General features: G+C 53.9%; 18 protein-coding genes. 6 read left to right on the forward strand and 12 right to left on the reverse strand.

The window, feature by feature from the left end; genetic code table 11:
- Window positions 1-154: 154 nt before the first annotated feature.
- The 3 genes from ACHZB8_RS21800 to ACHZB8_RS21810 form a co-directional block, all read right to left on the reverse strand.
- Entirely contained in the window at window positions 155-892 is a 738-nt protein-coding gene (locus ACHZB8_RS21800) for a LuxR family transcriptional regulator (protein WP_316863412.1), read from the reverse strand.
- A 169-nt stretch (window positions 893-1061) separates the two neighbouring features.
- On the reverse strand, window positions 1062-3128 hold the full coding sequence (locus ACHZB8_RS21805) for a bifunctional diguanylate cyclase/phosphodiesterase (protein WP_316863413.1): 2067 nt from the start codon (window positions 3126-3128) through the stop codon (window positions 1062-1064).
- A gap of 412 nt (window positions 3129-3540) precedes the next feature.
- Window positions 3541-3864, reverse strand: coding sequence for a GNAT family N-acetyltransferase (locus ACHZB8_RS21810; protein ID WP_394706247.1), 324 nt, complete (start codon window positions 3862-3864; stop codon window positions 3541-3543).
- Between ACHZB8_RS21810 and ACHZB8_RS21815 the strand changes: the two genes are divergently transcribed.
- The gene (locus ACHZB8_RS21815) at window positions 3787-4074 is read left to right on the forward strand and encodes a hypothetical protein (protein ID WP_316863417.1); all 288 of its coding nucleotides are present in this window, start codon (window positions 3787-3789) and stop codon (window positions 4072-4074) included. The genes ACHZB8_RS21810 and ACHZB8_RS21815 overlap by 78 nt on opposite strands.
- Here the strand turns inward: ACHZB8_RS21815 and ACHZB8_RS21820 are convergent.
- Window positions 4071-5078 carry a LysR family transcriptional regulator gene (locus tag ACHZB8_RS21820; protein ID WP_316863418.1) on the reverse strand — a complete coding sequence of 336 codons (1008 nt, stop codon included), beginning with the start codon at window positions 5076-5078 and terminating at the stop codon, window positions 4071-4073. The two genes, ACHZB8_RS21815 and ACHZB8_RS21820, sit on opposite strands and share 4 nt — an antisense overlap.
- Window positions 5079-5419: 341 nt before the next feature.
- On the opposite strand from ACHZB8_RS21820, the gene ACHZB8_RS21825 reads away from it, so the two are divergent.
- Window positions 5420-6304, forward strand: coding sequence for a DUF1499 domain-containing protein (locus ACHZB8_RS21825; RefSeq protein WP_316863419.1), 885 nt, complete (start codon window positions 5420-5422; stop codon window positions 6302-6304).
- Between the two features lie 175 nt (window positions 6305-6479).
- Here the strand turns inward: ACHZB8_RS21825 and ACHZB8_RS21830 are convergent, their stop codons facing one another.
- Window positions 6480-7391 (reverse strand): MBL fold metallo-hydrolase, encoded by a 912-nt coding sequence (locus ACHZB8_RS21830; protein ID WP_316863421.1) that lies wholly within the window; start codon window positions 7389-7391, stop codon window positions 6480-6482.
- 534 nt (window positions 7392-7925) lie between these two features.
- Here ACHZB8_RS21830 and ACHZB8_RS21835 point away from each other — a divergent pair.
- Window positions 7926-8477, forward strand: a complete 552-nt coding sequence (locus tag ACHZB8_RS21835) for a PAS domain-containing protein (protein ID WP_316863422.1) — start codon at window positions 7926-7928, stop codon at window positions 8475-8477.
- 115 nt (window positions 8478-8592) lie between these two features.
- Entirely contained in the window at window positions 8593-9753 is a 1161-nt protein-coding gene (locus ACHZB8_RS21840) for a HAMP domain-containing methyl-accepting chemotaxis protein (RefSeq protein ID WP_316863424.1), read from the forward strand.
- A gap of 148 nt (window positions 9754-9901) precedes the next feature.
- Here ACHZB8_RS21840 and ACHZB8_RS21845 read toward each other — a convergent pair whose 3' ends face one another.
- Together ACHZB8_RS21845 and ACHZB8_RS21850 are read right to left on the reverse strand one after the other, a co-directional pair.
- Window positions 9902-11533, reverse strand: coding sequence for an alpha-D-glucose phosphate-specific phosphoglucomutase (locus ACHZB8_RS21845; protein ID WP_316863426.1), 1632 nt, complete (start codon window positions 11531-11533; stop codon window positions 9902-9904).
- A 394-nt stretch (window positions 11534-11927) separates the two neighbouring features.
- Window positions 11928-12839 (reverse strand): DMT family transporter, encoded by a 912-nt coding sequence (locus tag ACHZB8_RS21850; protein ID WP_316863427.1) that lies wholly within the window; start codon window positions 12837-12839, stop codon window positions 11928-11930.
- A gap of 127 nt (window positions 12840-12966) precedes the next feature.
- Between ACHZB8_RS21850 and ACHZB8_RS21855 the strand changes: the two genes are divergently transcribed.
- The gene (locus tag ACHZB8_RS21855) at window positions 12967-13584 is read left to right on the forward strand and encodes a DJ-1/PfpI family protein (protein WP_316863428.1); all 618 of its coding nucleotides are present in this window, start codon (window positions 12967-12969) and stop codon (window positions 13582-13584) included.
- Here ACHZB8_RS21855 and ACHZB8_RS21860 read toward each other — a convergent pair.
- Window positions 13569-14981 (reverse strand): MATE family efflux transporter, encoded by a 1413-nt coding sequence (locus ACHZB8_RS21860; protein WP_316863429.1) that lies wholly within the window; start codon window positions 14979-14981, stop codon window positions 13569-13571. The genes ACHZB8_RS21855 and ACHZB8_RS21860 overlap by 16 nt on opposite strands.
- A gap of 147 nt (window positions 14982-15128) precedes the next feature.
- Between ACHZB8_RS21860 and ACHZB8_RS21865 the strand changes: the two genes are divergently transcribed.
- On the forward strand, window positions 15129-15320 hold the full coding sequence (locus ACHZB8_RS21865) for a hypothetical protein (RefSeq protein WP_316863430.1): 192 nt from the start codon (window positions 15129-15131) through the stop codon (window positions 15318-15320).
- Window positions 15321-15360: 40 nt separating this feature from the next.
- Here ACHZB8_RS21865 and ACHZB8_RS21870 read toward each other — a convergent pair whose 3' ends face one another.
- Genes ACHZB8_RS21870 through ACHZB8_RS21885 form a run of 4 tightly spaced genes read right to left on the reverse strand, consistent with a single transcriptional unit; the run spans window position 15361 to window position 18010 of the window.
- On the reverse strand, window positions 15361-16047 hold the full coding sequence (locus tag ACHZB8_RS21870; protein ID WP_316863431.1) for a hypothetical protein: 687 nt from the start codon (window positions 16045-16047) through the stop codon (window positions 15361-15363).
- 52 nt (window positions 16048-16099) lie between these two features.
- Entirely contained in the window at window positions 16100-16723 is a 624-nt protein-coding gene (locus ACHZB8_RS21875) for a LysE family translocator (RefSeq protein WP_316863432.1), read from the reverse strand.
- Window positions 16723-16983, reverse strand: coding sequence for a (Na+)-NQR maturation NqrM (gene nqrM, locus ACHZB8_RS21880; RefSeq protein ID WP_316863434.1), 261 nt, complete (start codon window positions 16981-16983; stop codon window positions 16723-16725). The genes ACHZB8_RS21875 and nqrM overlap by 1 nt, the downstream gene beginning before the upstream one ends.
- A gap of 55 nt (window positions 16984-17038) precedes the next feature.
- Complete coding sequence (locus ACHZB8_RS21885) at window positions 17039-18010, reverse strand: FAD:protein FMN transferase (protein ID WP_316863435.1); 972 nt, start codon at window positions 18008-18010, stop codon at window positions 17039-17041.
- Window positions 18011-18092: the final 82 nt, after the last annotated feature.

Here is an 18092-nt window from a genome sequence, read left to right on the forward strand (position 1 = left end):
GGATCGAGTTTTGCTGATATTCATTGCCTTCGATTGTTACAAACATCTCGTGCTCCATCGGCAAATCTGATGCCGACAGAGTGCCCCGAAACGGGACGTTTGAAAATTCGCATAGATGAAGGAACACATATGGCTTCACCCATATGTACGAAGGTCAAGTCCGTATGAGATGGAGCTTGATGGCCTTGGCAACCGCGTGGGGCATGTTCACGCAGTCAAGCTTGTGCCGCGCCGAGCGCATGTAGGTGCGGACAGTATGGTCTGAAATGCCGATGATCTTGGCAATTTCCTTGTGGTCCTTGCCCTCGGCTGCCCAATGAAGCGTTTCCAGCTCGCGACGACTCAGGGCCGGGATCGGGTCGCTTTCCCCGAACTGCTCGAAAACCGCCTTTTTATGCAGTGTCTGGGCAAGATCTGCCCAATCCTGCTTGTTGGCCTTGACGAGCTTGGACCAGTTCTTTTCATCGACCCTGGAATTGAGAGAGAGCAGGGCACGTCGCCCAACCTTGTCGGTGATGGGAATGGAATAGCCTTGCGCCCCAAGACCATGGGCCTGAGAGTCTTGCAGCATTTCCGCTGATGCGTCAGAGACGTCAATCGTCGACCAGTCAAAGGGCAGGCTTCGTCTCAGTCCCTCCAGGATGACCGGATCAACCTTGACATAACCCTTTGTCAGATATCGGGCAATCCACTCGGCGGGGTAAGTCGTGCGGACAAATGGATTGTCGATCTGGATTTTTCCCGTGATGGTCTGCGCCAAATGATAGGTGACATGACCTAGCTCGTACCGGTCGCGCAATAGAAAGACGGCCTGTTCAACACTCTCGGCATCCTGGATTTCGCTGAATGCGAGACCATAGATTTTTTCACCGCTTCTGGACGGATCAGGCATCAACTTTTTGCTCTCTTACGCTCAAAGGGGCTATTTCTACATGCATCATAAGCCGAATACACGCAAGCCCTATCCTTCCAATGGATGAGAATTCCTCGCAAAAACTATCGGGAGGGTCTCATCGCAAATATGCCGAGGATAGAAATGACGAGAAAAGAGGCGATCGGGATCAGGCCCAGATGACTTCAGCGTCAAGAATGTCCGGTATGGAATGCTGCATCGAGCTGCTGTGAGAGCTGTTGAGCAAGGTGAGCATGTCGTCCAATGGAATCGGGCGAGAAAAGAAAAAGCCCTGATACTGATCGCAGTGGTTCATCTGCAACCAGGCCAGTTGATCCACATTCTCAACGCCTTCCGCCACGGCTGTGACGCCGATCAGACGGCACAGGGACAAGATGAGATTGACGACCGAACTCTGGTCTTCGATCATATTGATGAAAGACCGGTCGACCTTCAGGCTGGAAATCGGATATTCCTGAATATAGGCCAGATTCGAATAGCCGGTGCCGAAATCATCAACAGCGATGGAGAAGCCTTCTCTTCTGAGATCGATCAGCACTGACTTGGCGTCAAATCCGACTCCCATCAACATGCTTTCCGTAATTTCGATCTCTATATATTTGGCCGGGCAATGGCTGCGCGCAAGCCCCATCTTGAGCCGACGTACGAAGTCGCTCCGCTCAAACTGTTTCGGCGAAATATTGATCGAAATCGGGAAGCAATGGCCGTTCCTTTGCAGAAACTGCTGGTCAAGCCCGACCTGTTCGATCAACCAGTCACCAACCTGATGAATAAGGCCGGTATCCTCCAGCGCTTCGATGAATTCGCCGGGCGAAATCAGTCCGCGTTGCGGATGTTGCCACCGGATGAGGGCTTCGGCACTGACAACCTGCTGGCTCTGACAGTCCACGCGGGGCTGATAGAAGAGCCGGAATTCTTTTCGCTCGATGGCTGCCAGCAGATCATTTTCCAGATTGCGTTTGGCAATGGCTGCCTTCTGCAAGGAGGGGCGATAATAACGATAGGTATCGCGCCCGCAATTCTTGGCATCATGCAGGGCCAGATCACAATGTTGAAGCAAGGTTGGCAGATCTGTCCCGTGTTCAGGACAGAGCGCAATACCGATGCTCGCATTGGCATTCACCAGATGGCCATCGGCATGGCACTCTGTGGTGATTGCGGTGAGAATGGCCTGGCACTGCTCGTCAAGCAGGAAACTGGATGTGAAGGGCGCAACAATGACAAACTCGTCGCCACCCAACCGCGCGATATGGGCGTCTTTGCCGAAAAAGCGCTGCAAGGATTTCGCGACATGCCGCAGCAGTGCATCGCCGGTAGAATGCCCCAAGGTCTCGTTGATCGATTTGAAGTGATCAAGATCGATCACCATGATGACCTGACGCTCTTCATTCTCGATCGCATCTTCAATGATCGCCGGATAATGCGAGTTGACATAATTTCGATTGTGCAGACCGGTAAGCAGATCGAAATGCGCCAGATAACGGGCTTTGGCCTCTTTTTCCTTCAGCTTTGTCACATCGGTTTCTGACAACATGAAAGCAGGTTTGCCGGTCGGACCGTCAAAACAGCGCATGATTGAAAGCTCATGCCAGCGTTTGCCTTCAGAGGTTTGAACCTGGCAGATCTTGGAGGCCGACTCGCTTTCCTGAATGCTGGAGAGAATGAAATGATAGTCCGAATCCTTGACAAAGCGCTGCTTGAGGCTGGGCAAGGCGCTGCCATACATCTTGTGAGCGGCCACATTCGAATAGAGAGGTTCGCCAGCGAGATCAAAAAGGGAAATCCCTATCTTGATGTGGTTGAGCGCTTCGGCGCTGCGAAGCTGTACCGGTGCTTCCTTCGATTCGGCAAGGGCTTCGATGCGCAGTCCCATGCGTCCGTCGGGCAGCTCATGGCCACAAATGGCGATGCGATAGGTCCGGGCAACCCCTTCGGGGTAAAGGGTCCACAGTTCGTGAAATGTACGATCAGTATCAGGGGTGTTGTTCTTGTATTGCTGAAGGCGTTCTTTCACGGCAGAGCTGATGTCGGCGCTCAAGTCACGCAGGCACAGTTCTTCCATAGAGTCCGCCTGCCACAAACGGCAAGCCTCTTGATTGGCCCAGACGACGCGAGAATTGTCTGCATCAAACACCCAAAGCGGGATTGTCAGCTTATCGATGTCTGTTGCGTTGAAAATTGCCCGTGCATCACCTTCAGGGTTAACCCCGATCATGATTCTCTTCCCAACAAATACTATCAGTTTCTGGCTTCTGATTTCGCCCGGTGAGTAACGACATGAATCGTCGCAAGGTCAGCAAAAAATAGGAATGAATAGACCCGTTCCCGCCTTTTAACCCTCCACTTGAATCCAGATCACCCACAAGTTGATCGCATTAAACGCCTTGAGCAGTAAATAATAGTTTAAGTTGCTAGTCTCAACTAACATAACGGAGCAAGATTTTGAGTTATAGATGTTTTTGAATGCAATAAAGTATAGTCAAAATTGCCAATAATTTTTTTAGAGCTGTCACTTGCTCGGTGAAATTGTAGCTGATTGTGGCGTTATTTTAGGCAATAATGACGAATTCGAGGAAATTGCAGTTGTGGTAAAGAAACTATTTCGAATTACAGCACCTGTGCCAAAATCAGAGCTGATTTCCGATATTTGTCCACTTGAGTGTTTCAACATCGACTGGATATTGAAAAATCCATTCTCTGCTGACCTTGTCCGGCTCGGCTCCTTTGCGCAAGTAAAACCGCCTTGCTCTGTCATTGCCGACAAGAACAGTCAAATACACATCTTGATATCCATTTTTGTCGAGATGATAAAAGCTCTCCCGCAGCAACAAACCGCCGATGCCCCGGCCCGTATTGGATGGATCGCAATGTAAATGGTCGATAAAGGGGCGGGGGCGACACCAGACGGATATGAACCCCAAAAGGGCTTGGCTGGCCCGATCTCTGGCCAAGAGGACGATATCATCTTTTCCGATCTTGCAACCCGCCCACAGTGCATTGAGGTCGTCCTCTACGCGGCTTTCCAGATAGGAGCGCGGCAAGTGGTTGCTGTAGGCGCTGCGCCAACTTGCGGCATGCAGGCGGGCAATGTCTGCAAAATCGGCGCGAACCGCACGGTTGAGGATGATCTCGGGCACATTGCTCTCCAAAAAGTTGCCTAGGCCGGGCCACCCTTGGCGTCTTGCGAGCTTTCTGGATGCTTGGTATCGGCTTGCGTCTGTTCCCGGCCTTTGCGCAGATGCTCACAGGCAGCGCTCGTTTCGGGCAGTTCCTTTGCCACGGTTTTTATCAACTCGCGAAACCATTTGTGCCGTGGCGAGTGTCGATTGCGAATATGCCAGACCATGTGGAACTCACCGGGATCGAGTTGCAAGGGCGCTTCAACCCATGCGAGATCGCGAAAGATCGAATGTGCCAGCCGAGACGGTGCCGTTGCCAACATTTTCGTTCCCTTGATGACCATGGCAACCGATGTGAAGCTTGGGCCAAGATAGGACACGCGCCGTGACAGCCCATGCTTTGCCAGCGCCTTGTCGACAGCGGTACTCTCATTGACGTCCCAGGACAGGATCGCATGGTCTGAATCGACAAAATCGTGAAGCGAACCGGGGGCGTTCCGCATGCTCGGATCGTAATAGGTGATCATGCGGTCCGAACAGAGCTTGCTGACCACAAGATCCGAGGAATCCGCGGGGGCATAGGGGCAAAGCTCGAGATCGGTAAAGCCTTTTTCCAGAGGATCCGCCACGCCGAGATTGAGCTGATATGTCTTGAGCGAGCAATTGGGGGCTTCTTGCTTCAGCCGCTTGAAAATCGCCGGGACCAGCAGATCATGTTCATAGTCATTGCAGACGATCGAAAATCGGTCGCTGGATTTTGCCGGATCGAAAATCGCCTGACGATAGAGTGTCTCGATCCCGCTGATGATATGCTCGATCTCATCAATCATCGACTCGACCCGCTCAGTCGGTACCATGGAGCGCCCGACTTTCAGAAACAGCGGATCGCCCAGCAGGCCCCGCAACCGGTCAAGGGAATGGCTGACCGATGACTGCGTTACGCCGAGCAATCTGGCCGCTTCGGTGACAGAGCGATGCTCATAGATCAGCTTGATCATGTAAAGAGAGCGCCCGTCAAGGGAAAGATAATCGATGTTTTTCATCATAAAGGGCACAATAATGCATGGTACATCATGAGATCAATTCTCCTTTCAGATATTGCGACGTGAGGGACAATACTCTTGTTAAGAAGATAAAAAATGAATTTAAATCATAGTGTTGTTGCATATTGAAGGAGCTGGCGCGCACCACCTAAACGCGGCTTGAAGGGCGTTTTGCAGCTTTTCGGCCTTCATGCGCTCTCAGTCTCTCTCCGCAGAAATTACGAGGGATGACGCCTTGGGGTTTTTTGTGTGCGGTGGGCGCTGGGCAATTGAGATTGGTGGCAATCGGTCTTAAGCTGCCCCGGTGACATGGATGCCAGCTAGGGGTCAGGACGAATCGTGCGATGACAGGCATATATAAATTCCAAACTTCCCGTCTCGCCAAGCTGGCCTTGTGGCAGGCCCGCCTGTCTGCTCCGGTGGCCATCTTGTCCTTTTTGCTGATGCGCTTTGCCGGACTTCATCCCTCCATTGCCCTGTATTGTTTTGCTGCTGCCGTTCTGATGGCGACCTTGTCGATCCTGACAAGTTGGGCTGCGTTCCCCGGTATCTGGTTCAAGGGCATGAAAGGGGGGAAATGGCTATGGGGCGCTTTCGTGCGCAGCCTGTTCGTGCTTTTGCCTGCTGCGGTCTTTGCCTATTTCTATTTCACGACGCCTCCCTTTTCCGATCTCTCGACCAACCCGGTTGATCCACCCGAATTCACTGTCGCCTGGCAGTTGCGACAGGATCAGGACAATGATCTGACCATTGCCAGTCTGGCCGAACGCGAACAGCAGGCGTTGGCCTTTCCAGAGCTGGAAAGCCTTGAGGTCAATCAGCCCATTGCTCTCATGCAAATGCTGATTGCCGATGAACTGGCAAAACGGAAATGGAACGTCCTGAGGGCCGACGAGGCAACGGAAAATACCGAAGAGAGCGAATTTGAAGCTTCCACCCGGTCAATCATTACCGGCCTTGTTTATGTCATGTCGATTCGGCTGAGGTCTGACGGTGAGGAAACGACGATTCTTGATATGCGCTCGGCGTCCTTGTGGGGGCCAAGGGATTTCGGCCTGAATGCTGGCAGGATCAAGAGTTTCTTGGTCGATGTGCGGAGTCGTATAGATCAGGGGGTTCAGCGCTACGAGTTGAAGCTTGAAGAGCTGGAACGCCTGCGGCGGTTGCAGCAGGGCCCGCTGCCAAGACCAAGACCAAAGGATCTGGGACCCAAATCGTCGTCCGGATAGCCTCCTTGTTTCAATCGGTGGGCTTGGCGAGCATCGGCGTGCTCCTGACACATGATGGGAACGCCGGGGCCGTTGGCCGGTGCTGGTGGAGCCTGACCGGTGCTGTTGCTGCGCGGCGAGGCCGGTGCAGCGTGGCGAGTTCGACCGGTGCCCGAGCGCAATCCGGTCGCCGTTTTCAGGCAAGCCTGTAGCGGGCTGTCATGGTTGCTGTTTCATCCAGACACACCACCAGACCGCGAGCGAGAAGATATTCCATCTGCGCAAACATCGACAGGGCCGCCGCTCCATGTAGCGAGCGGTCAACATCCTTGTAGACGGTTGCCACCATCTCCGGGATTGTTTCCTCTCCTGCCTCAAGGCGGGCGATCAAGGCTTGTTCACGGCTTTGCCTGTGCGCCCGAAGGCCGGCCAGAAAGGGAGTGGGATCGGAAATCACACCACCATGGCCCGGCCAGTAAACGGCATCATTGCGTTCCATAAGGCGTTCAAGACTGTCCATATAGGCATGCATCGACCCATCGGGTGGCGCGACAATTGTCGTCGACCACGCCATGACATGATCGCCGGAAAACAGGCCCGTCTCATCGGGAAAGGCAAAAGCGAGATGATTGACTGTGTGTCCCGGCGTATGCAGGGCTTCAAGCGTCCAGCCATTGCCCTTGATCAGGGTGCCATCACCCACGATCTCGTCGATCACGAGATCCGCATCACCTTCTGCATCCAGCGGATTGCGTTCATCCTGATGGAGGTCACGGGCCGGGCGGTGCGGCCCTTCTGCGAAAATCGGCGCCTTGCAGATTTTCCTCAGGCGTCTTGCGCCCGCAGAGTGATCGACATGGCTATGGGTGATCAGGATATGACTGATCGTTTCTCCCCTTGTCGCCTCGATCAGGGCCGCAATATGCGTTTCGTCGTCAGGACCGGGGTCGATCACCGCGACATGACCTTCGCCCACAATATAGCTGTTTGTACCGTGAAAAGTGAAAGGACTTGGATTGTTGCAAGTCAGCCGCCGAACGCCTGGACCAAGAGAGATGGCTTTGCCATGGTTCGGTGAAAATGCGGTGTCAAAATGAAGTTTTGTCATCCTGGTGATCGCGTCCTGACAGAGTTCGTTACGGCCCGCTCAGGGCAATCAGCCACAAGGAACCTCATTTCGGGATCATATGGCTCTTGCCTGATCATGGTCTTCTGATCGAGCAGACATCGGCCCTTCACGAATAGCCGAATTTCTCTTTAGAGTCAGCATCTTTGATCAGATCCGGCGGCCTCTTTGGCCGGTTGGTGAGTAATGTATAGACAATGTAGATTCTGTAAATTAGACACAAAATACAAAATTACTTGTTTTTGCTAATCGTGTATTTGAATAATACTTTGTTACTAAGGCGATTATTGCAACGGTTCGGCCAAAACAGGATGGTATTTGGATTGAATTATGCAAAATAAACATAATAAAATCAAACTGATCGCAGTAGTTTAGAAATGAACAAAATTATATTTCAGCTATTTAGATAGTCTTAACTTTGCTTAGTGCAAACTAACATTGGTAATTATGCATAGTGGACTAAATCGAGGTGTCGGTGCGCTTCGAAGTAATAGTCAAATAGAGGTGTGAGTATAAATGTCGACAGAAGCGTCGCTGACCGGTGTTGAAAGACATTTTGGCGAGGATGACATCATCGTGAGCAAGACCGACCTCAAGGGGCGCTTGACTTACGCCAACAAGACCTTTTTGGAGATTTCGGGCTATTCGGAAAAGGAAGTTCTCGGACAGCCACATAGCCTGATCCGTCATCCTCACATGCCCAGAACCATTTTCAATCTGCTTTGGAGCACCATCGAAAGTGGCAAGGAGATCTTCGCCTACGTCAACAATCGTTGCAAGAACGGGGACAATTACTGGGTCTTCGCCCATGTCACGCCGAGCTTCGACGGCAATGGGCGGGTTGCCGGTTATCATTCCAATCGTCGGATTCCGGATCGCAGGATCCTCAGTGAGCATGTGTTGCCTCTTTATGAGCAATTGCGCAAAGCCGAGCAGTCCGTTGTCAATCGCAAGGATGGAATGCAGGCCGGTATGAAGATACTCGATGCCGTGCTGGCAGAGCGTGGACTGGCCTATGACGAGTTTATCGCAACCTTGGGGCAAAGACGCCGACGTGGCTATCGCTAGCTGACGGGCGCCGGACAAGGGAAACAGCTTGCCGGGAAGTCTTTTCGCCAGAGCTGACAAGAATAACAAGAATAACAAGAATAACGATCAAACACGTTCCTTGAGAGGGATACCGATGGGTTTTGTTAGCAACAAAGCAGCAATCAGCAAGGCGACCGAGGTTTGCAAGGCCGTTGCCAGTGGGGACTTTGAGGCCCGCATCACAAATATCGATCAAAGGGGTGAACTGGGCGAGCTGCTGCATGCGATCAACCAGATGATCGACCGCTCGGATGCCTATATCAGGGAGTCCAAGGCCTGTCTTGATTATGTCTCCCGCAACCAGCATTTCCGCCTGATCGTCGAGAAGGGCATGGTCGGCAATTTTAAGCAAGCGGCCGAAAGCATCAACCGCGCCACCTGGCAGATCAAGGGACGCCACGATCGTTTCAGCGAAATGGGTGAGCGGTTTGAAAGTGAACTCGATCACATCGTGGGTGCCATGACCACGATGATCACAAATCTTCAATGTTCATCGAGGGCGGTTTCCGATGCATCCTTCGGGGCGCAGGAGCAATCCTTGCTGGTTGCCTCAGGTGCAGAAGAGGCCTCGGCCAACATGCAGTCGATCGCAGAGGCCGTTGACGAGCTGAACAAGGCCATTTCCGAAATCAACAAACAGGTTGTTTCCAGCACAGGCATCACGCTTCAGTCCGTCGAGCGTTCGCACGAAATGAACAGCGAGATCGCCAGTCTCTCGAATGCTTCGCAGCAGATCAGCGAGGTCGTCTCGCTGATCTCCGATATCGCTGCCCAGACCAATCTACTGGCCCTCAATGCCACGATTGAGGCCGCTCGCGCAGGCGAGGCAGGCAAGGGCTTTGCCATCGTTGCTCAGGAAGTGAAAAATCTGTCCGCCCAGACCGCAGCGGCTACAGAGCAGATCTCGGACCAGATCAACGGACTACAATCGGCAACATCGCGAGCCGTGAAGGCAAACGAGGAGATTTCCTCAACCATCGAAAAGGTGAGTGAAATCTCTGCTGCAATTGCGGCCGCTGTGGAGCAGCAAAGTGCCGCCACGCAAGAGATTGCCGGCAATATCGATGAGGCCGCAGCCGGTACGCGTGATGTCTCCAAAGGCGTGACGGAAGTGAAAGAGGCAACCACGACCACCGAGAATGCCGCCAAAGAGGTGTTGGCCGTTTCCCAGCATTTGGTCGAGCAGGAGAGCAATCTGGAAGATTTGCGCAAGGAATTGCAGAAATTTCTTATGGAAGTCCGCAAAGTGGGCTGACCACAATGGCGCAATCCCGGACCCGCCGGGCATGCGCCGCAAAGACAAATGGTAAACCTCCCCCCAAGACGCCATGAAAAAGGCGGCGCCCAAGATGGTGCCGCCTTAACGCTGTGACTGATCGCGCGGTGAGGGGCCGCATCGGTGATCAGGTGATGACGTCCGGTTCCTTGCGGCCAATGCGCGCTTCAAGGCCGGTCATTTCCAGCATGGCCGATACCAGCGGTTCGAGAGCCTGTTGCGGATCCATGTCATGCTTGCCATGGGTGCCGACATACTGCTCGAGATAGACACGCAAGGTAGCCCCTTCAGTGCCGGTGCCTGACAGGCGGAAGACAACACGGGCATCGCCATTGAACCAGACGCGAATCCCCTGACCGGTGCTGACAGAGCCATCAACCGGATCATTATAGGCAAACTCGTCGGCCTTCTTGACAGTCAGCTTGCCAAATGTCTGGCCCGGCAATGTATCAAGCTTGCCTCTCAGATCATCCATCAACTCGCTGGCAATGTCGGACGGAATAGCCTCATAATCGTAACGGGAGTAATAGTCGCGACCGAATTTCGCCCAATGGGTTTCCATGATGGTTTTAACCGGCTGACGGCGTTCGGCAAGAATGTTGAGCCAAAGCAGAACCGCCCACAGGCCATCTTTCTCACGCACATGGTTCGATCCGGTGCCGGCGCTCTCCTCGCCGCAAATGGTTACTTTGTCCGCATCCAGAAGATTGCCGAAAAACTTCCATCCCGTCGGGGTTTCGTAGGAATCAATTCCCAGCTTTGCCGCCACCCGGTCACTGGCCGCGCTGGTTGGCATGGAGCGCGCAACGCCCGAAAGACCGTTGCGGTAGGCCGGGGCAAAATGGGCGTTGGCTGCAAGCACGGCCAAACTGTCCGATGGAGTGACATAGATGTTGCGGCCCAGAATCATGTTGCGGTCGCCATCGCCATCGGAGGCAGCACCAAGGCATGGAGCCTTGTCCGACATCATCAGGTCCACAAGACTCTTGGCCCAGACCGGGTTCGGATCCGGGTGACCACCGCCGAAATCCTCACTGGGTTCGGCATTGAGCACAGTGCCTTCAGGAGAGCCGAGCACGTCTTCGAAAATCGCCTTGGCGTAGGGGCCGGTGACCGCATGCATGGCATCAAAGACAATCGTGAATCCGCCTGCGAACAGATTGCGGATGGCTGCAAAATCAAACAGCGACGCCATCAGGATCTTGTAGTCGGCAACAGGGTCTATGACCTGGACTTCCATGTCGCCCAACTGTTTGGCTCCGATAGAACCAAGATCGACAACCTCGCCTTCCAGAATTTTGTAGGACTTGATCGAACAGGTCTCTTTATAGATTGCTTCAGTGACATTTTCCGGCGCCGGACCACCGTTGGGAACGTTGTATTTGATACCGAAATCAGCATCGATCCCGCCCGGATTATGACTGGCTGAGAGGATGAGCCCACCGTCGGTCTTGTATTTGCGGATAAGGTTGGAAGCTGCCGGTGTCGACAGGAGACCGCGTTGTCCCACGATGACCTTTTTAGCGCCGTTGGCTGCTGCCATGTTCAAAATGATTTGAATGGCCTTGCGGTTGAAATAACGACCGTCTCCACCCACTACAAATGTCTTGCCCTCAGCGCCGCCAATGGCATTAAAAACCGACTGGATGAAATTTTCCAGATATCCCGGCTCCATGAAAATCCGGGTCTTTTTTCTAAGCCCAGATGTTCCCGGTTTCTGGCCTGAGATGGGTTCGCAGTTGATTGTGTTGATATTCATAGTGCAGCCTCCAGGTCATAGATACCAGAACATTAATAATGGATCCGACCAATGAACATAGATATGGATCAAATGCGGATAGCAAATTCGCATTTGGTTTTTTCTGTCGTGAAATTTTTCGGGTAATATGCGATTAACTATCTAATATTACGGAATTTTCACGGATTTAAAAGAAACAGCTCCAGCGGCAATTTGCGCATAAGTCTTTAGTCGAGAGTCCTTTCAAATCAGCATTCACGCCAATTTCGCGAAAACACGGACATCAGGCATTCGTTGCCGTATGTCTGCTCTGTTATTACGAATGGAAATTTCTTTTTATGCCGCAAGAACTATATATTGTGCGGCTTTATGGTGTCTAGGGTCTTTCAAGCGATAAAATCTTTTGAAAAAGGGTTTATGCGGAGCCATGTTGTCGCAGGTTTGGCCTGCGGCTGTTCAGCACGATTCCAAGTGCGATGAAGGCAATGCCGAGAAAATGGTAGCTCTGAAGCCGTTCGCCCAAAAAGAAGTAGGCCAGAATCGCGACCCACACGGGCATCAGGTGAATTGTAACACCGGCCTTGGAGGGGCCGATCATCCCCACCCCCTTGTTCCAGCTCACATAGGCAAGCAGAGAGGCGATCAACGTCACGTAGATGATCGCGGCGACATTGGTCGGAGTGATCGTAACAGCCTGATAGGTATAGGTTTCCCAGATATAGAGTGGAAGCAGGATGAGCGCACCAACGCCCGTGATCACCATCAGCATGACGAGAGGATCAAGGGCAGGGGGACGCATCTTGACGGTAATGGAATAAAGCGCCCAGACAATTGCCGCGCAGATCATCCAGACATCGCCCATGGAAAAATGAAGGCTGGCCAGTTTCGACAGGTCCCCCGAGGTGATCACGATCGCGACGCCAACAAAGGATACCACAATGCCGGCAATCTGGGCCAGACCGATCCGTTCTTTCAGAATGATCATCGAGAGCAGCGCCATGATTGCCGGACAGGTGGCCAGAATGAGCGTGGTATTGATTGCCGTTGTGCTGTGCAAAGCCTGATATTGCAGGGGATTGAACGCAGAAATGCCAGTTGCCGCCATGGCCAGCAGTAATTTCCAATGCTCTTTGATAACGGGTAAATTCTGTTTCAGTTTCGGGGCCGTGAAGAAGAGAAGGATGAGGCAGCAGAAGAGCCAGCGCCAAAATGATAGTCCCAAAGGCGGCAAATCACCCCGCACCGCTCGCCCGATGACAACATTGCCCCCCCAGCAAAGAGTGGCCAGAGCAAGCGGAAAATAGGCGAAAAAAGAATTGTTCTTCATGATTGCGACTTTGCAAGAAAAGGAAGGTCCTGTCTCCTTGCCACATTTTTTTTTGAGTTAAAAGCACTATTCCGTGCAAAATGTGCGATGATGATCAGAAGTGGTGAGATGGACGCGAGAACCGGAGATGACCAAACATATAGGAATTTTGATTTTTGACGACGTGGAAGAGCTCGACTTTGTGGGACCTTGGGAGGTTTTCTCGATGTCCAATCTGGTCGGTGAAAAGCTCTTGAACAAAAAGGACATCCACAGGATGTCGCTGATCAGCGAGCATGACCGAACGGTACGTTGCGCCAAGGGTATGCGGGTCTTGCCCGACAGGACAATTGCTGAAACGCAAGCTCTTGATGTTTTGCTGGTCCCCGGAGGGCAGGGGACACGCAGTGAGGTTGACAACCCGGTTTTGATCGACTGGATCAGCATGATGGGCGAGCGCGTGGAATGGATGACCAGTGTCTGCACCGGCTCATTGTTGTTGACCAGAGCGGGTCTGACCAAGAACCGCAAGATCACCACACACAGCGCCTTTGCCCAAACCTTGAGCGAACGGCATGAAAAGCCCGATGTGAGACCGCAATACCGCTATATTCGCGATGGCAATCTGGTGACCAGTGCCGGCGTGTCTGCCGGGATCGACATGAGCCTCTGGCTGGTCGGACATTGGTATGGCCCGGACTTTGCCCGCGCAGTGCAAAAGGGCATGCAATATGATCCTGCGCCGCCTTATCAGGCCATGGTATGACGGCGGAGGCGCTGCCACATGATACCAAGGCGCAGCGCCTCTTCGGCAATAAGGATCGAATAGGCCGCCAGCAGCGGCAAGTCGAACACCTGTATCATCAGCAACAGAAGCGGTACGCCAAAACACCATTGCAGTCCGACCTGCACGGCAAACACCCACTTGGGATTGTCTACCGCTCTCAGAACCGCACCGATGGTCACCGACAGCGTGCGCACAAGCACGAGCATGGCACCGAAAGGAACCAGAGTCAGGAAGTTGATCCGCACCGGATCGGAAATATGCCATGAGAACAGATCCACCAGCAAGGTAACTCCGATAAACAGAAGGGTCAGCCGCGGGGCCAGAATGCGCAGCGCCGCCAGGATGGAGCGTATCGCGTTGGCGAGCGTCTCGCTTCCCCGCTCTAGATCCGCGCTGGAAAGCGTCGCAGACATGGCAATCGCCCGCCCGACCACATTGGCAATGGAAATCCACGGAGCCATCAGGGCAAGGGCGGCGAAGGACAGATAGGGCATCTGGGCAAAAAGCAACTGATAGGCCTGCGCCCCGACAATCAGCGCCGCGACATTGAGCGTAACAGGCAGCACCACCGAACGCGGCAGGATCTCGTCAGAGAGCGCATCGGACTGGGGGGGCGATGCCGGAAACTCAGCAGAGCGCCGGTTCAGGTCTTTGAGTGTTAGAACAACAAGATAACAAAGCCTTGCGCCCTGACTGATCAGTGTGGCAATGGCCGCTCCCCTGATGCCCAGTTCCGGTGCGCCGAACCAGCCATAGATCAGCAGCGCATTCAAAATCAGGTTGAGCGGCAGCTCAATGCCATAGCCGCGTAACTCCCGCATCGCCTGCCGCCTCACATCAAAACTGATGGTCAGCAGATAGGCTGCAAAACTAAGGGGTGGCGCATAGACCATCAAGGCCAGATAGCGCTTGGCGGCATAGCCGATGCCCGATGTCGTCGCCAGACGGTCGACCAGAAAATTGATGTTGAAGCGAAACAGCAGCACCAGAATGACACTGAGAGCGAGCCCGATGGCAAGAATGGCGAGGAGCCGCTTGCTGAAAAGCTCTTTTTGCCCCGCTCCGAACGCACGCGTCAGCAGGATCTGGGCCGCAGATCCCAAGCCGAACAGCAGCGCCATGAAGACCCCGTAAAGCCCTGCGCAAAGGCCGAGACCTGCAAGGGTTTCATCGCCAATCGGCCCAACCATGTTGGCATCGACCAGAATGGCCGAGGTTGACAGCAACCCGGACATGGACAGAAATCCGGCCAGCCGCAGGATTGAGGGTGCACCCCTGTCGATGGGCAAATTGGCAGATGGTGTATTGATAGGCACGGGCTTGAGCTCGGTCTTTGCTGGATCGATCTTGAGGCGAATGATTTGCGTTTGTCGCACATTAGGGCTATTCCCCAAAGGAGAAAAGCAGAATTCCTTGGCAAGGGCGGCGTGAGGTTGCTATTCACCTTCCAAAGGATCAGGTGGGCCGCAAAGGCAACCAGGCCGCAAGGAAACGCCCAATGAGGCAAACAGAAGGAGAGCGATGTGTCGCAACTGGCCATAACAAACCCCTATCTCGGGATTGCTCTGCTTGTTGTCTTTGTGCTTGCAGGGAAAATCTTTCGCGATAACTGGAAACAGCAGGGCACGCACTGGAAACGCAATTGCTGGCTGGCGGGTCTTGTCGCAACCGCTTGTTTCTGCATCCTCGCCTTTATTCCCTTTGTGCCCCACTAAGAGGAAAGACGAGGGGAGGGGGAGCCATCACATCTTGTGGTCAGCCCTCGATATGGTCGAGCAGGGACGCCCTGATCGATGCGAGAAAGGTGGCTCTGTCCGGGTGTCTGTCCGTGATACCGGGTGGAAGCTCATCCATGAAAGTGAAATGGCCGGTTTCAGCCAGCCGCTCAAGGCGAAAGGCGCATGCTGCCGGCAGGCCTTTTTCAAGGATCAGCATCTGCTCTGGTGGCGTTATGGTGTCGTTCTCGCCAACCCAGAGTCTGGTTTCGGCGGTCACCTTGTCAAGGCAATGCGGAGCCTGAAAGAAAGCAACGGCGGGTGCCAACAGTCCAAGCTTGCGAAATGCCAGCTTGCGCGGTGCTTCAATCATCTCGCCAGCTCGCGTATGGGCTCTCGCTCCGGCAAGGATCATCAGGGCTGTGCCGCCGATGGAATGTCCCACACCAAAAAGCGGCAGGCCGTCCGGGGACACCCTGTCCAGCGCCGCAGAGAGATGGGACACGCGCAACGCCAGATCGGCTTTTGAGACCAATCCGGGAGCGAGCAGGTCAAAATGTGGTGCGATAACGCTGTATCCGGCATCAAAAAAGCGGCTCAGCAAGGCCATGTGCCGTTTTGGTTGTCCACCACGCCCGACGGCGAACAAAATCAGCCCCCTCGGGTTGTCGACCTGCAAGCAGGTTGCTTCGAACGGGGTACCCATATCTTCGTTTTCGACAATCATGACGGTATCGCTCTGCGGATAGGGAGGGGCTTGGCGAGAGAATTCAGGCCGGTTACCTGCGGTCCAGCACCAGGCGCCCGGCGAACAGCAAGAAGGCAAGACCCGCGATGCCGTCGATCCAGCGCCGAATCCGGTGCGCCATTTTCGAGACGCGCTGCGTCGTGAAAAGGAATGCGACGAGCGAATACCAGACGATGGAAACAGATGCCATCACGCCCACCCCCAACAACCCGTAGGGCAGGGGCAGACTTTCCGGCATTGCGGCTGCGAACAGGGCGGAGACGAAAATCGCTGTCTTGGGGTTGCTGAGATTGGTCACGACCCCCGCACCATAGGCCCGGCGGGGCGAAGCCTTTGTTTTCGGTGCTTCCGCAGTCGCAGGGGAATAGTCATTGCGCCAGGCTGCGCGCAACATTTTCAGCCCCGTGAAAGCCAGATAGGCCGCACCGGCAAGCTTGAGAAAAAGGAAGAGCTGCGGAAAGGTCACGAACAGCGAGACAATACCGAGCAGCCCCGCAAGACCCCAAACCATAGTGCCACTGGCAATCCCCGCTGCGGCCGCAAGGGCTTGGGGGCGCTGGCCAATCAGGCTGTATCGCAGCACCAGAAACAGATTTGGGCCCGGCGATATCACCGCAACAAGCCAGATCAGCAGGACCGAAACAAGAAAGGACATCAGCCCTGCGTCGCCATCGCCGCTTCCCGCTCGGCTTTTTCACGTTCTGCCTTTTTGCGCGGGCATTCACCATGAATGCGTTCCTTGAGCGGGCTGTCCGGATCCACCGATGCACCGCAGATCAGGCAATGATCGGCGTCGGAAATGGCATTGAGGCCACCGCACGATCCGGCGATCGGTTTGCGCTTGAACATCACGCCAATCGCCATGCCGACAACCACAATCAAGAAGGCGCCAAACGCCACGATAAAGGTTTGCATATTTCCCTCCATGCATCCGCTTCGGACCGCATAACGGCCCACATCGGACAATCACTTATTTCGCTTCAGACATCAAGGCTTCGAACGCCTTGCTGGCCGATGTTTCGAATCCACCCGCTTCCCGACGGATGAAATAGGCCGGTATGTCGAGTTTGTCAGCAAGGGCGCGTCCATCCGCCTCACCCAGTGCCAGAAGGGCGGTCGCCCATCCGTCGGCATCCTTTCCATCCGGGGCCAAAACGGTCACCGATGCCAGACTGTGCGTCACCGGACGCCCGCTCACCGGATCAATGATGTGTGATTTCCGCCGCCCCTCGCTGTCGAGATAGAAATTGCGGTAATCACCGGACGTTGCAATGCCCATGTCGGTCACCGGTACGACCATCTGCACCGATCTGCCGGTATCATCAGGCTTTTCGATGCCCACGCGCCAGCGCTCTCCCATGGCGTTGAAACCATGCACCATGAGGTCACCACCAATTTCTACCAGATAATTGGTAATGCCGTGCTTCTCAAGGGTGCGGCCAATCAAATCCGAGCTATAGCCCTTTGCAATCGCGCCAAGGGTGATTGTCACACCACTCCTGAGCTTGCGAATCATGGGTGGATTGTCCTTGATTTGCACGAGTCTGGATTGTCCGACATTGGCAAGCGCGGCCTCTATTTCCGCCTCGCTGGGCTCGCTCTTGCTGTCCTTGGGGCCGAATCCCCAAAGATCGACAAGCGGAGAGACCGTGATGTCGAATCGCCCGCCGCTTAGTGTGTGAATCTCGTTTGCGGCCTGTAGAACTTCAAAAAAGTGGGGGCTTATCTGTTGCCAATTGGTCGAGTGGCTTTCGTTGAAACGCGTGATTGAAGAATCCTCGATCCAGTTGGACAAGTCCTCGTTCGCTTCATCCAGAGTGGCCTTGATATCGTTATAAAGTGCTTCCTCGTCGACCTTGCCACGGGCATGCAATGCCTTGATGGTATAGCTCGTCCCCATGGTGTTGCCGCGCAACACATACTCATCGGTCTGTTCGGACAAAAGATCGCAGCCTGAGAGGGAAAAACATACGAAAATCAGGGGAATAAGCTTAAACAAAGAACGCAAATCGATCCTCGACCTT

This window comes from uncultured Cohaesibacter sp., assembly GCF_963556055.3.
GTDB lineage: Bacteria > Pseudomonadota > Alphaproteobacteria > Rhizobiales > Cohaesibacteraceae > Cohaesibacter.